Annotated in this window: 2 protein-coding genes; both read right to left on the bottom strand. The window is 73.0% G+C overall.

Annotation, left to right across the window (positions count from 1 at the left end; translation table 11 throughout):
• On the bottom strand, positions 1–743 hold a 743-nt coding region (locus tag C667_RS23190; protein ID WP_004389652.1), incomplete at its 3' end, for a DUF5924 family protein.
• The coding region (locus C667_RS23185) for an SDR family NAD(P)-dependent oxidoreductase (RefSeq protein ID WP_004389651.1) at positions 740–1,116 on the bottom strand (377 nt) is incomplete at its 5' end. The genes C667_RS23190 and C667_RS23185, both read right to left, overlap by 4 nt.

Below are 1,116 nucleotides of genomic sequence, written 5' to 3'. Positions count from 1 at the left end.
GTGGCCGGCGGCACCCACAGCCGCGCCAGCCAGCCCGCGGCGCCGAGCGCGGCGAGCAGCGCCAGCACCAGCAGCCCGCGCCACCAGCGCGGCACGCTGATCGCCCCGGTGAGCGTCGGGAAGGACAACACCACCGCCACCGCGAGCGCGAGTTGGTAGCTCGCCATCGCCGGCACCCTCAGCACCAGCGGGAACACCACCAGCAGCAGCGCGAACAGGGTCAGCGTGTGGTAGCCGAGGAAGAGCCAGCGCCGCTTCGCCAGGCGGCCGAAATAGACCGGGTCGAGGATGGCGACCAGCGCCATCAGCCCGAGCGCGCCGGTGAACACCGCCTGCCCGCTGTTCCACGAGGTGCTGGCGAAGAAGAAGGGCAGCGCGAAGAACAGGCTCTCCTGGTGGGTGAACTGGGTCAGGTAGCGCACCAGCGCCGGCGGCAGGCCGAAGCCGAAGCGGCGCTTCACCGCACGGTCAAGCACACGCTCGAGCACCAGCAGCAGCCAGCCGGCGAGCATCGCCACCGCCATCGCGCGCGCCACGCCCTCGTGGCGCTCGACCAGGAAGAAGCTCAGCACCCCGGAGACGAAGCCGAAGGTGGCGATCAGCCAGGGATGGCGGCGCAGCCACACCACCAGCCTCAGGCCGCGCCGCTTCAGGCGGGCGAGGCGGCTGCCGCTCGCGGCGGGCTCGGTCTCCTGCAAGGAGGCGACCAGGGCCTCGGTAGAGGGATAGGACTCGTCCTTCATCCCAGGTCACGCAGGTCGGCCACCGGCTCGCGGCCGAAGTCCTCGTCGAGCAGGAAGTCGACCAGGTGCATCGCGCACTCGCCCGGCGCGACCAGGCCGCCGCTCGCCTGCATCTCGGCGAAGCGGTCGCGCAGCGGAAAGCGCTCCGGCGTGCTGGCGCGGATCTCGGCCTGCATGCCGGTGTCGATCACGCCCGGCGCGAGCGCGCAGATGCGCAGCCCGGGCACCGCGTCGAGCTGCACCGCGCGGGCGTGGTGGTCGAGCGCGGCCTTGGTGGCGCAATACACGCTCCAGCCCGCGTAGGGCTTGCGCGCCGCGCCGCTGGAGACATGCAGCACGCGGCGCGCCTGCGGCCCGGCGGCGGCCGCGAAGG

Source organism: Thauera phenylacetica B4P, assembly GCF_000310225.1.
Lineage (GTDB): Bacteria > Pseudomonadota > Gammaproteobacteria > Burkholderiales > Rhodocyclaceae > Thauera > Thauera phenylacetica.
Note: the sequence above shows the minus strand (reverse complement) of the source record. Positions and strands in the feature narration are given on the sequence as shown.